This window comes from Bernardetia sp. MNP-M8 (genome assembly GCF_037126285.1).
Taxonomy (GTDB): Bacteria; Bacteroidota; Bacteroidia; order Cytophagales; family Bernardetiaceae; genus Bernardetia.
Genome location: NZ_CP147012.1, coordinates 4,739,890 through 4,752,637, shown reverse-complemented (window position 1 = coordinate 4,752,637; position 12,748 = coordinate 4,739,890). Strand labels below are relative to the sequence as shown.

The following is a 12,748-nucleotide window of genomic DNA, read 5'->3' as shown; positions in this document are numbered from 1 at the left end:
AGTCAAAGTATAAATAGTATTTAATTTATCATTTACAACTAATCCCTAAAACCTAAAAACCTATGGAATTCGAAAAACTCAATGAAGCACTTACTTTTATTCGTTCTTTTTATAAAGAAAAGCCAAAAGTAGGAATTATTTTGGGAACTGGTTTGGGTGCATTGGTAGATGAGGTAGAAATTGAACTTACTATTTCATACCAAGACATTCCCCATTTTCCACTCTCAACAGTAGAGAGTCATGCAGGAAAACTTATTTTTGGAAAACTCTCTGGTCAGAATGTAATCGTTATGCAAGGACGTTTTCATTATTATGAAGGCTATTCGATGAAACAAATTGTATTCCCTGTTCGTGTTATGAAAATGCTGGGAATTGATTATCTTTTTGTTTCGAATGCATCTGGTGCGCTGAATCCTGCTTATGGATTGAGTGAACTGATGGTTTTGGAAGACCACATCAATCTTTTGCCTTCAAATCCTTTGATTGGAAAAAATATTCCTGCCTTGGGTATTCGCTTTCCAGATATGTTTGAGCCGTATTGTAGCAAATTGATTCAGTTAGCTGACGAAATTATAAAAGAAAATCATCATATAAAGTTTCATAAAGGAGTTTATGTTAGCGTTTCGGGTCCTAATCTTGAAACGAGAGCAGAATATCGTTATCTCAGAACGATAGGCGCAGATGCTGTCGGAATGTCGACTGTTCCAGAAGTGATTGCAGCCGTACATATGAATCTGCCTGTTTTTGCTGTTTCTGTTCTGACAGATTTGTGTCAGCCCGAAAATGTAAAGCCAATTACGTTAGAAGAAGTATTAACTGCTGCTGCTGTTGCAGAACCTAAAATGGCTTTTTTGTTTAAAAAAATGATTAATAAATTAAAATAACTAATAATTGATGCAAAAAATAATGAATACCATTATTATTTTATTTATATTCATTCCAATATTTATTTTTTCTTATCACATATATGAAAATTGGTATTACATAGAGAAGTATGGATTTCCTGTTTTACCTGCCTGTGTCAATTTAGATGAATGGTACAATAGAACAATAGATAACCAAGTGGTAATTGCAAAGCGTCCACACAGAGTTGAGGTAAGAGGTGATATTTTAATACTAGACAATGCAAAAAAAAATTTCTTTTTACTTTTTGAAGCAAAAAGACCCAGCTTCTTACATAAATGTTGGAGACACATTAAATAAAGAACTTAAATCTCTCATTTTGAGAGTTAAGAATAATGATAGAGATTCATCAATTAATTTGAGAAACCTTTATTACTGTGAAGACTATTCTCCAAAAGAGAATTAAAAGTGAACTCATTTTGCTAAGACTGTAACTTTTGTAACTGACATAGATAAACAGAAGAACTAATTTTGTTTTATTATTTTTATCCAGTCAGTTTACATAAAAGACAGAGAATGAAATTCACTTTTTACACACTTATTTTACATGCTTTTTTGTTTTCTTCTGCGACAGTTTACGGACAAGAGCATAATACTAAAGAAGAAAAAAATCATCATACACTAAAAAGAGAACAAGCACCTGATCCTCATTTTTCTTTTAAAAGGATTTTTTAGTGCAAAGCTCCGTAATTTCATGATGTTTACAGATAATCAAAGAGGGTTGAATGATTACTATGCCAACGGTTTTGGAATGGGTCTGCACTACAAAAGTAAAAATTGGCACGGTCTGCACATGGGTGTAGGAGGTTTTTTTAAATTCAATTTACTTTCAAATCATTTAGGAAATAGCAGATACGAACTTGATTTATTTGATATTGAAGACCCAGATAATCATCACGACTTAGACCGACTAGAAGAATTGTATTTGGCATATGACTCCAAACATTTTGCTGCAAGAATCGGTCGTTTTAGTATTCATACTCCTTATATAAATCCTCAAGACGGACGTATGCGTCCAGCAGTACAGGAAGGGTTGCATCTACAATGGAATCCTGTTAAAAAATTACAGTTTGAAGGAGCTTGGGTTTGGGCAGTTTCGCCACGTAGTACGATTGATTTTTTATCTGTGGGACACTCGTTAGGAATTTATTCGCAAGGAATTCGTACAGATGGCTCAGAAGCTGATTATTTTGAACATCAACACACAAAAGGAATCTTTTCGTCAGATATTTTATTTGATTTTGACAAAGTCAAATTTCATTTACATAATCAATATGTTGAAAATATTTTTAATACTTCGCTATTGAGTGTAGAATATATTGATTTGGATAGTGTCGCCTTTTCGCCTTTATTTGGTATGCAATATCATTATCAACACAAATTAAATAACGGAGGAAATCCTTCTTCAGAATTGGCTTATTATGAATCTCAAAAACAGGCACAGGCTTTTAGTGTTCGTTTGGGAATTGCAAATTATAAGCATTGGTTTACTCTAAATTATACACGAATTAATAAAGATGGTCGTTTTTTGTTGCCTAGAGAATGGGGCAGAGAACCGTTTTTTACTTTTATGCCTCGTGAACGCAATGAAGGGACAGGCGAGTTACATGCATTTAGTACACAGTATCATTCGTTTTGGTTGCATCATAAAATTTCTTTTACGCTTGGATATGGCTATTATAATTTACCAAGCGTTACAGAATATAGATTAAATAAATACGAACTGCCGTCCTATTATCAATTTAATATTGACATAAGATATAAATTTGAAGGATATTTTGAAGGATTAGAAATGCAATGCTTAATTGTCAGAAAAGAAAGTACAGCACATCAAGAAGGTGAAAAGTATATTTTTAATAAAAACAATCTTACAAATTACAATTTTGTTATAAATTATCATTTTGGTAAATAAAATAAGTTATATTTATATCCTAAAAGTATAAAAACATAACTTATTTTTAATATATTATATTTTTTTTATAAAACTCTACGAGCAGTAACAAAATTATCTTGCCAGTGCTGCATATAAAAATCATCTTCCACCACACCCCTAGATGTAGACGTATGAATAAAATAAGTTTTTCCATCCTCTACACGGCTAATAAGACCTACATGAGAAATTCTGCCATTATTTTTTTTAGACGAGAAAAACACTAAATCTCCTTTTTGAAGAGCTTTTTTAGGCACAAACTTACCCATTTCTGCTTGACCAGTAGTAGTAGGAGGTAATTTTACATCGACAGCAGCATACGATTTACAAGTCATTCCAGAACAATCAACAGCCGTTTTTTTCTTAGGATTTTTGAGTAAATGAGGAGTGCCGAGCTGCTCACGAGCTGCATCCACAACTTTTTCAGCCTTCAATAGAGATTCTCTGTATTTTTCTGCTTTTGAAACAGATTCTGAACCTTGATTTGATGCTTCAACTTTGGAATTCAAAGTTTTATCATTATTTTCGTTCTTGTTAATATCATTAATTGTAACAATTTTGAATTTTCCACAACTAGAGAACAAGATAACAGAAATAAGAAGTAAAAAAGTAAATTTTAATATTTTCATTAGAATAATTGTTTTAGAGTATTCTTTTAATAAATTATTTGGTTATAAATCTACAAAATACTATTCTAAAACTATTCCAAACTGATTAAAATCAGTTTATAACAAATCTCACAAATAATAATTTACAAGAAGTTATAATTTTTATTTTTTTTCACTCCTCATTTTTCAAAACCCTCTTTAAATGAAATAAATATAATTTTATGTGTTTTTACTTTGCTTATCAAATTTTATTGAATTAAGTAGTATTAGAGCGCATTTTTACAATTATACATTTTAGTATTGCTCCAAGAAAAAGAAGAGAGAAGAAGATACTAGCTATTTATTAACTTTGAAACAAAAAGTATTATTTAATTAGAATTAATTTTAATTGAGTCCAATCTCAAAACTTTACAGAAAAGATTTTATAATAGAATAAATCATCGTATTTTTGCTTGATTATATAACCAACTATGCAAAAATGTTTAAAACAAGATAATTTATAATTATGCTGTTTTAACTTATAATTGAACAAATGATTCCTATAAAAAATACTCTAGTTAGTGATAATTTAGCCTTTACTCAATTTGTGTGCAATCTAAGCAAATGTAAAGGGGCGTGTTGCGTAGAAGGCGAAATGGGCGCACCTTTAGAAGACGATGAACGACATATTTTAGAAGATATTTATGAAGATGTAAAGCCGTTTTTGACTAAAGAAGGCATTGAAGCCATAGAAAAACAAGGAAAATACGTTTTAGATGAAGATAATGAATTTTCAACAACACTGATAGAAAGAAATACAGCTTGTGCTTATGTTACCTATGATGAAAAAGGAATTACAAAATGTGGCATAGAAAAAGCATACGAAGCTGGAAAAATAAATTATCAGAAACCTATTTCCTGTCATTTATATCCTATTCGTATAACAAAATACGCTAGTTTTGATGCTATAAATTATGATGAATGGGAAATTTGCACACCTGCTTGTAGCTTAGGAAAAGAGTTAAAAGTACCTGTTTATAAATTCTTAAAAATACCTTTAATAAGAAAATATGGAACGGATTGGTACAATGAATTAACTAATTTTATTGAAAAAGAATTATTATAAGATTTACATATTTTTATTAATTTTCAATTTCTGCAAGCTGTTTCATAGCTGCTTGAGTTGCATAATGTGTTTCTCCATTACTTTGTATCAAAATATCTATACCTTTTTGAAGATATTCTCTACCTTTCACTTTGTCTTTCATAGCTATATAACAACTTCCTAGACGGAAATTAACCATTCCTCTATAATAGTGAATAGTCGGAATAGGAGGGGAAGAAAGTAATTCATCTGCATTTTGAGCATCTTTCATCGCTTTTTGAATTTCATTTTTTCCTAGCCAAATTTCTACTCTTGATAAAAGAGGAACGCCTGTAACATAATGATTTTCTCCAAAAAGCTGTTTATAGGTTTGATTTGCTTGATTGATAAAAACCAATGCCGAATCAAATTCTTTTAATTTGATATAATAAAAACCTACATTTAATGCTGCTGCTGCTGTTTTATCATTTTTTTCTCCATATTTATTTAAAAAGCCATTATAAGCACGAAGTGCAATTGGTTTTCCCAAATCGTGTCTTCCCTGTGCTGCATAAACAGCAGCTAAATTATTGAGAGCAGTCAGTGTATGTTTGTGTTCCATTCCTAATTCTGTCTCCATCACTTTTAGAGCTTCTTTGTTTACAGTTTCAGCACGAATAAGATTTTGTTTTTTGAAATAAACAGAGGCTATATTTACTTTTACTAATGCTAATCCAACTGAATCTTGATTTATTTTTTGTTTGATAAATAATTCTCGTTCATATAAAGAAAGAGCCTCATCTAGTCTTCCCATTTGATTGGCAATAAGTCCACGAAACGATAAATTATTTCCATAATCAGCTGTAAGTGTATCATTTTTTACTAAAATTTTTCCTGCTTGTTGTAAAACAGAATCTGCTTTTTCCAAATCAGCACGTGATATTTGTAAAAACAAGCCATATTCATTGAGTAAAACGGCATATCTATTATGTTCCTTTGTATATGTTTTTTCAAAAATATCAAAGGCTTCTCTAAATATAGAATCTGTTTTATCCACATTTTTATTTGTTTCAAAAGACCACGCAGCTATTTTTCTAATACTTTCGGCTGTTTGTGGTGAGTTTCTACCATATTCTTTAATAAATTTTGGTAATAGCTTTTCTTCTAGCTCAGTTCCTTCTTTTGCCAAATTCATATTATCATACAAATCAGATAGAATAGTAAGAAGTTCTGTTTGAAGTGTGGGTTGATTTTCTAAATTTCTAAATACTTTCTTTTCACTTGCTTTCAAAAACTCACTTACTTTTATATCTTTTCCTTCTGAATCTGAAAGCCTTGGGTCAGGACTTTTAAATAAATCTGTTATAAAAGCTAATGTTTGTTCAGCTCTCTGTTTTTCTTGTTTTGTTTTATAGGCTTGATAGGTTGTTCCAAGTATTCCACCAATGAGAGCTAAAAATAGTAAAGTGAAACCTATCCAAGCTGACTTATTTCGTTCGAATGCTTTGCGTGTTTTGTATCCCCACGAGTTAGGTTTTGCTATAATAGGGCGTTTTTGCAAATAACGTTCAATATCTTCAGCAAGCTGTTCAGCTGATTGATAACGCCTTTCGGGTTCGGTTCGAAGAGCCATCAAGACAATAGATTGTAATTCAGATTTCAAAACTTTCTTAAGTTGTTTTTTATCTGTTTTTCGCTCCTTGGCTATTTTTTGAGCTTCTTTTTCTGAAAACTCTTCATAGATTTTGGAAGGTGTTGGTGTTTGTGAAGTGGTAAGTTTCTTTTCCCATTCCAAAACAGATTCATTTTTATTAAAAATAAATGGTCTTCTACCACTAAGTAATTCAAAAAGCAAAATTCCTAATTGATAAATATCACTTGATGTACTTATAACTGCTCCTTGGATTTGTTCTGGACTTGCATATTCAGGAGTCAGAAGGCGCATAGCTGTCTTGGTTCTCAAATCATTTTCTTCTCCTAATAATTTAGCAATTCCAAAATCTAATAATTTTAATGATTGATTTATATTTTGAGTATTTTCTAATAAAATATTTGAAGGTTTTAAATCTCTATGAATGACTAGATTTCTATGAGCATGTTGTAAAGTGCGACAAATCTGAATAAAAATTTCTAAACGCTCTTTTATAGAAAGTTTATTGTGGTTGCAATATTCTATTAAATCCATTCCTTCTACATATTCCATCACAAAATAAGGAAGACCATTTGGCGCAAGTCCACTATTCAATATTTTAGAAATATTAGGATGATTAAGTGATGCCAAAATTTGTTTTTCAGCCATAAAACGCCTTAAAACTTCATCTGAATCCATTCCTCGCTTAATCACTTTGATAGCTACTTTTTGTTCAAATTCGCCATCAATACGCTTTGCTAAATAGACGACTGCCATTCCTCCACGTCCAATTTCTTTTTCAATTTGATAAACACCTACTTTTTCGCCTTCTGAAAGAAGAGTTGTTTCAGCTGCTTTTTGCCATGCATCCGAAACTCTATCTTCTAAGTTTCCAAAAAAACTGTTTGCTTTTTCTGCTCCTTCTAAAAGTTTCTCAACTTCTTCCTTGAGTTCTTTATCACCTTCTGTCTTAGCCAAAACATAAGATGCTCTTTCTTGTTCTTCTAGCTCTAATGCTTCTGAAAAAATGTCTTGAATAAGTTGCCAACGATTTGCGTCCATATCAATTAGTAGTAGTTTTTTTTGATGTCAATTTACGAATAGCATTTTTAAAATTAAGAATTTTATTATTTTTTGAATCTTTTTTTAGGTTTTTTGGCTCAAAAAATGCCAACTTTACCCTAATAACAAACTTTATATTATTTTTAAAAACTCATTTTTATGAAAAAAACAAGTAGAACTATTCGTATTTTATCATTATTTATCATTATTAGCTTAGTAGGTTTTTCTACTAGTTGTACTTCTCAACAAATCGCTGGTGTTTTGGGAAGTATTGGAGGTGTTCCTCTTACAAAAGAAGAAATTGCAAAGGCTCTAAAAGATGCTCTTGTACAGGGAGTTATGAAAGGAACTGGATTAGCTTCAAAAGATGGAGGTTATTTCAACAATGCTCTTATCAAAATTCCTTTTCCAAAAGATGCTGAAAAAGTAGCTACTACGTTACGTGATTTAGGTTTGGGATCAGAAGTAGATAGATTTGTCAAAACTCTTAACCGAGGAGCAGAAGAAGCAGCCAAAGAAGCAGCTCCAATTTTCAAATCTGCCATTACGTCTATGTCTATTCAAGATGCTTATGGAATTTTGAAAGGTGATAAAGATGCAGCTACACAATACCTTATTCGTACAACGACAGAACAACTAAAAGCAAAATTTAAGCCTGTTGTTTCTAGAAATTTATCAAAAGTAAATGCAACTCGTTATTATGGTGATTTGGTAGGTAGATATAATCAGATTCCCTTCGTAAAAAATGTCAATCCAGATTTAGATGATTATGCAACTGAATTAGCTATTGAAGGTCTTTTTAAATTAGTAGCAGAAGAAGAAAGTAATATTCGTAGTAATATTTCGGCTCGTTCGACTGATCTTATGAAAAAAGTATTTGCTCAAGCTCCACAAGCACAATAGTAAGTAAATTAAAAGCCTAGTTTTTATACAATGTTCTATCAAAAGTTATTTATTAGTTTCTGATAGAACATTTTTTATATAAAAAATACACATTATTATTTTGATTGTGTTTGAATTGCCATTTGATGAATGACTTCGAAAATATCTAAAACCAAATCAGAAGGTAAATCTAATTCTTCAGCTATTTTCTGACGAGAATCTAAAATAGCTTGCCATCGACTAGGTTGAAGAGTTTGTAATTTATTTTGTCGTTTGTGTTCTCCTATTTTTTTGACAACTTCCATTCGTTGAGCTATAATTTGGATTAGTTCAGTATCAATTTGGTCAATTTGCTGACGACATTCATTCAAACAAATTGAAGAAGAAGTATTCGTATTAGTAATAGGTGGTTTTTGAGTAGCATTCATAGATAATAAATTTAGAAATAAGATTTTAGAAATTAGAACTTAAAAGCAATTTCGTGATAACTGATTAAAGACTTATCGCCAAGAATTTAGTTACATTGTTATGATGGTCATGAATATTTTTTTGAATGGCTTGAAGTCCATAATAACGAATAGCTTCAATACCTCCAATAGCAGCCGAATTCAAAGATTTGAGTTCTTTTTGCTGTTCTGCTATCCAACGAATTGCGCCAGCCGTATCACTAAAATCATTTGCAATAATCTTTTTATTTTTAGACAGAAAAATTCCACATTCAGCAAGTGCCACAGGATGAGAATAGACTTTCTGCAAATCTGAAAGTTGCGTTCCTTTTTTTGCAGCCAAATGAAGCTGAATAGGCAAATCAATTTCCCCTATCACTTTGAGATTCATAGCTTCAATTCTTTCATAATTATCAGAGACATTTCCAATAAGTGAGTTTTCGACGGCAATCATTCCCATGTTTACGCTTTTTGTAGCCACTGAATGTAATAGCTCATCAAAATTTTGGCAATGCAACCAGTTATTTTTCTCTCCGAATTGTTTTTGAGCTGCCAGATGATGGAATGAGAAGAGTTTTCCTTGAATAGCGATATTTTTCATTTTGTTTTAGATTTATGTCATCATTAAGGATAACGTTGTAGAGTTTTTTTTATCAATTCTTAAAAAAAAGCATAAAAAAAACCCTGACTGTTTAAAGTCAGGGTTTAGAAGTTTGTAGGGTTAGAGTTGTAGCTTAAATTTTGGCAATCAACTTTTAGTCTGCTTCTTTGTCCTGACTAGAGGGCTAAAAAAGTAGAAATAATAAAAGTTGAAAGAGAAAATGTTAAGAGTCATCTGTTTTTTACAAAGTTGAATGTTTTTTTTGTAGTCTGCCCATTTTTAAGCGACTACCAATGCACAATGATAAACACTTATTTTGGATAATGCAAGAATTATTTTTAGAAAATTGAGATAAATTGATTTTTTATTCTACCTTCTAAAATCAAACTTCTAAATTTAGTTCTAACTCCTCCACAAAAAAGGAAAAAGAATATAAGCCAATGCTGCCAAAACCAAATCCATTCCTACCAAAAGCATAATTTCATCTTTACTAACACTCCACGCCAATCCGTCAATGGCATTTTTGGAAGCATCAATCAGAAGTAATACTAAAGGCAAAATAACAGGAAAACTAAGAATTGCCATCAGCATACTACTATTTTGAGTTTGTGCCGAAATGCTAGAAATAAGTGTCAGAGAAGTGGCAAATCCGATTGAACCAAGCAAAACAATAAGTAAAAATAAATTCCAGTCTTGTATAGGCGAACCCATTACGAAAATATAACCTGTAATTCCTAAAAATGAAATCAGAAGCATCAAAAAAGTATTATAAATCATCTTGGCGATAATCAATACTTCGGGCTTAAAGAGTGTATAAAAATACATATATCTCCCTTCACTTTCTTGCACAAAACTTTTTGCAATAGCATTAATACTAGCAAAAATCAAGATTATCCAAAAGAGAGCATTCCAAACCAACGGAGGAAGTTTTTGCAATGGAAAACTCAAATAACACACAAAAATAGTAGCTGCTAGATAAAGCAAAATACTATTTAAGGCTATTCGTTGTCGCCATTCTAGGCGAAATTCTTTTTGTAGTAGAGTCAGAATTTGAGAAACTGCATTTGTCTTTTTGTTCATAGTACAAAGATGACTATTTTTTATAAAATTTTTGTTTAGTTTTTCTGTAAAATCAAACTATTAGAACAAATTTACGTTATCAAAAGTCATTTTATCAATCCTTTATTTATCTTATTATTCAATCTGTTTTTGATATTCTGAATTTCTATATTATTTATTTAAAATCGCATTATTTTTTAGAAATATGGCTACACCTTCAACAAACACCGAATCTAATATCTTATTGAAAAAACAGCTTTTGGAAGCTGCTCGCAAGAAACAGAGCGAAATAGCAAATGATGCTAAAGATGCTATGAACGAAGCTCAAGAAAGTGCTAACGAAGAAAAAGGAAGTATGGAAGAAAAGTTTGAATCATTTCGAACTCAGTTGCAACAAGATAGAGATATGTATGCAAAACAATTTGTAGAAGCAAAAGATAAATTAGAAATTTTGTCTAGAATTTCTACTCAAAAAATCAATACTTCGGTAGATTTGGGAGCTGTCGTTATTACAGATGCAAATCAAAAATTTTATATTTCTATCAGTTTGGCAGAACTTAAAATTAATGATAAACCAAGTGGTTATTTTGCTATTTCTACTGCTGCTCCTATTTATGAAGTAATGAGTGGAAAAAAGAAAGGTGAAAGTTTTGAATTTAGAGGAAAAATGATAAAAATAGTAGACCTTTTTTAAGCCTTTAGACTGTCTCTCTTAAAAATCAGTTTTATAAAGTCCATAATTTTAAAAAAAATACGTATCTTATTACGATTTATTACAAGTTAGAAATAATTGTTATTCCTTTAATTATTGTAATTCTTGATGAGATACGCATTTTTACTCTTTTTTATTTTTTATACTATTTCACTATTTGGACAAAATGATTCTACTAAAAAAATCATTTTTGGTTCAGATTATGATTATCCACCGTATGAATTTATTAATAAAAAAGGCGAATATGATGGTTTTCATGTTGATATAATGAGAGCAATTGGAAAAGAAATGGGATATGAGGTAGAGATTCAACTCGGAGACTGGACAAATATTAGAGAAGAACTAGAACAGCCAAAGGGACGAATAAATGTAGCTGATATGTTTTATTCTGAAGAACGAGTCGCAAAAATAGATTATTTACCTCATCATGATGTAGTTTCTTATATCATTGTCAGAAATAAAAAAAGTCCTACCGTAAAATCAATTTCTCAATTAAAAAATCAGACTATTGTAGTAACTGCTAATGCAATAGCAGAAGAATATATAAAAAAAGAAGACTCTACAATAAAAATGATTCAGGCTGTAACTGAGTTGCATGCACTTAAAATAATAGCTTCTGGAAGATGTAATTACGCAATTATTAACCAATATACAGCTCATAAGTTTATAGAAGAACATAATTTCGATAATTTGGCTGTAAGTGAAGAGTTTGTTTTTTCAAAAAACCTTTCTTTTGTTGTTAAGAAAGGAAATAAAAAATTAGCCAAAGACATTGAAGAGGGAATGAATAGAATAAAAGAAAACAGAATTTATTCAGAGCTTTATGTAAAATGGTTTGACAATGAAAAAGAAGCCTATACGATTTTATTAAAACGTCTAAAATGGATAGCTGCTATTCTTCTATTAGTAATTGTTGTGGTAGGAAGTTGGGTTTTTACACTACGCAAACAAGTTAGAATAAAAACAAAAACATTGAGAAATGAAGTAGAAGAACGTCAGAAAATACAAAAACTATTATTTGATAAAAATGCAGAGTTAGAGAAAAGAAATTATGAATTAGATAAGTTTGTATATAGCGTTTCTCATAACGTACGTTCTCCAATAGCTTCTGCTTTAGGATTGATAAATGTTATTCAGATAGAATTTGAAGAAAATACTAATCTGTCCTTTTATGTGTCAAATATTGGAAAAAGTCTGCACAAATTAGATTATTATGTAAATAAAATTTTGGCATATGTAGCCAATAAAAATTTTAAAGTAAAAAAAGAACGTATTCATTTTGATGGATTTATTTCTCAACTTATAGAAGAAGCTAAATTTGTAGAGGGAGCAGAAGGAGTAGAATTTAAAAAAGAAATTACTCAAGAAATAAATTTTTATTCTGATACAGAACGCCTTTATATAATTTTGGAATGTCTGATTGCAAATTCAATAGAATATAAAACACAAAGAGAAAAAAAATCTTTTGTCAAAATTTCGGTACGAGTTACCAGAATGCATGCTTCAATTATAATTGAGGATAATGGTCAGGGAATTGAAGAAGAACAATTAGACAAAGTGTTTGAAATGTTTTATAGAGGAAATGAACGTTCACAGGGAGCAGGCTTAGGACTTTATGTAGTCAAACAAACCGTTGACCAACTGGAAGGAACTCTCCAATTACAATCTAATTATAAGACAGGTTCTATTTTCACATTACAAATTCCAAACTCAGGAAAAGAGAGTAAAGATAATTTAATATTACAGTAAGGGTAATATAAATTTTGATGAGTTATAGTTTTCTTTATTTATATTTTTAGCTAAATTGTGCAATATATTTGTTTGAAAAAATAGTTCAAATAAATATACTGTG

The 12,748-nt window shown here is 30.5% G+C and carries 13 protein-coding genes; 8 read left to right on the top strand and 5 right to left on the bottom strand.

The window, feature by feature from the left end; translation table 11 throughout:
* The first annotated feature begins 62 nt into the window (after positions 1–62).
* From V9L04_RS19190 to V9L04_RS19175, 4 genes are all read left to right on the top strand, one after another.
* Positions 63–884 carry a purine-nucleoside phosphorylase gene (locus V9L04_RS19190; RefSeq protein WP_338791541.1) on the top strand — a complete coding sequence of 274 codons (822 nt, stop codon included), beginning with the start codon at positions 63–65 and terminating at the stop codon, positions 882–884.
* Positions 885–1,123: 239 nt separating this feature from the next.
* Positions 1,124–1,309 carry a hypothetical protein gene (locus tag V9L04_RS19185; protein WP_338791540.1) on the top strand — a complete coding sequence of 62 codons (186 nt, stop codon included), beginning with the start codon at positions 1,124–1,126 and terminating at the stop codon, positions 1,307–1,309.
* A gap of 110 nt (positions 1,310–1,419) precedes the next feature.
* Complete coding sequence (locus V9L04_RS19180) at positions 1,420–1,578, top strand: hypothetical protein (protein WP_338791539.1); 159 nt, start codon at positions 1,420–1,422, stop codon at positions 1,576–1,578.
* Positions 1,579–1,597: 19 nt separating this feature from the next.
* Complete coding sequence (locus tag V9L04_RS19175; RefSeq protein ID WP_338791538.1) at positions 1,598–2,815, top strand: OprD family outer membrane porin; 1,218 nt, start codon at positions 1,598–1,600, stop codon at positions 2,813–2,815.
* Between the two features lie 65 nt (positions 2,816–2,880).
* Here V9L04_RS19175 and V9L04_RS19170 read toward each other — a convergent pair whose 3' ends face one another.
* Entirely contained in the window at positions 2,881–3,462 is a 582-nt protein-coding gene (locus tag V9L04_RS19170; protein WP_338791537.1) for a C40 family peptidase, read from the bottom strand.
* Positions 3,463–3,973: 511 nt separating this feature from the next.
* Between V9L04_RS19170 and V9L04_RS19165 the strand changes: the two genes are divergently transcribed.
* Positions 3,974–4,546 carry a DUF3109 family protein gene (locus tag V9L04_RS19165; protein ID WP_338791536.1) on the top strand — a complete coding sequence of 191 codons (573 nt, stop codon included), beginning with the start codon at positions 3,974–3,976 and terminating at the stop codon, positions 4,544–4,546.
* Positions 4,547–4,562: 16 nt separating this feature from the next.
* On the opposite strand, the gene V9L04_RS19160 is transcribed toward V9L04_RS19165, so the two are convergent.
* Positions 4,563–7,196 (bottom strand): serine/threonine-protein kinase, encoded by a 2,634-nt coding sequence (locus V9L04_RS19160; protein WP_338791535.1) that lies wholly within the window; start codon positions 7,194–7,196, stop codon positions 4,563–4,565.
* Positions 7,197–7,355: 159 nt separating this feature from the next.
* Here V9L04_RS19160 and V9L04_RS19155 point away from each other — a divergent pair, with 159 nt between their 5' ends.
* Complete coding sequence (locus tag V9L04_RS19155; RefSeq protein ID WP_338791534.1) at positions 7,356–8,099, top strand: DUF4197 domain-containing protein; 744 nt, start codon at positions 7,356–7,358, stop codon at positions 8,097–8,099.
* A 95-nt stretch (positions 8,100–8,194) separates the two neighbouring features.
* Here V9L04_RS19155 and V9L04_RS19150 read toward each other — a convergent pair whose 3' ends face one another.
* From V9L04_RS19150 to V9L04_RS19140, 3 genes are all read right to left on the bottom strand, one after another.
* Positions 8,195–8,506, bottom strand: a complete 312-nt coding sequence (locus V9L04_RS19150) for a chorismate mutase (protein ID WP_338791533.1) — start codon at positions 8,504–8,506, stop codon at positions 8,195–8,197.
* A gap of 64 nt (positions 8,507–8,570) precedes the next feature.
* Positions 8,571–9,125: a prephenate dehydratase domain-containing protein gene (locus V9L04_RS19145; protein ID WP_338791532.1), complete on the bottom strand. Its 555-nt coding sequence runs from the start codon at positions 9,123–9,125 to the stop codon at positions 8,571–8,573.
* Between the two features lie 402 nt (positions 9,126–9,527).
* Positions 9,528–10,205 (bottom strand): heme exporter protein CcmB, encoded by a 678-nt coding sequence (locus V9L04_RS19140; protein WP_338791531.1) that lies wholly within the window; start codon positions 10,203–10,205, stop codon positions 9,528–9,530.
* A gap of 184 nt (positions 10,206–10,389) precedes the next feature.
* Here V9L04_RS19140 and V9L04_RS19135 point away from each other — a divergent pair, with 184 nt between their 5' ends.
* Together V9L04_RS19135 and V9L04_RS19130 are read left to right on the top strand one after the other, a co-directional pair.
* On the top strand, positions 10,390–10,878 hold the full coding sequence (locus tag V9L04_RS19135) for a hypothetical protein (protein ID WP_338791530.1): 489 nt from the start codon (positions 10,390–10,392) through the stop codon (positions 10,876–10,878).
* A gap of 126 nt (positions 10,879–11,004) precedes the next feature.
* A complete protein-coding gene (locus V9L04_RS19130; RefSeq protein ID WP_338791529.1) occupies positions 11,005–12,645 on the top strand; it encodes a transporter substrate-binding domain-containing protein in 1,641 nt (546 codons plus the stop codon).
* Positions 12,646–12,748: the final 103 nt, after the last annotated feature.